The following is a 236-nucleotide window of genomic DNA, read 5'->3' as shown; positions in this document are numbered from 1 at the left end:
GCTCCAGATCCTCGGGGAAATAATCCTCTCCGGCGGCATAGGCATCCGGCTCGTCGTGGGCGTAGCGGTATTCCTCGCCATAGCCGAGGCTCTTCATCAATTTGGTCGGCGCGTTGCGCAAGTGCAATGGCACTTCCCGCGAGCCGCTTTCGGCGACGTCGCGCATCGCCGCGTTGAACGCGCTGTACACCGCATTGCTCTTCGGCGCACAGGCCAGGTAGACGATGGCCTGGGCC

Annotated in this window: 1 protein-coding gene; it reads right to left on the bottom strand. The window is 63.6% G+C overall.

From position 1 onward, the window contains the following. Positions 1–236: AAA family ATPase (locus BST14_RS32330; protein ID WP_497795600.1), on the bottom strand; the 236-nt coding region annotated here is incomplete at both ends.

Source organism: Mycobacterium arosiense ATCC BAA-1401 = DSM 45069 (assembly GCF_002086125.1).
Classification (GTDB): domain Bacteria; phylum Actinomycetota; class Actinomycetes; order Mycobacteriales; family Mycobacteriaceae; genus Mycobacterium; species Mycobacterium arosiense.
This window is presented reverse-complemented; position numbering and strand designations above follow the sequence as displayed.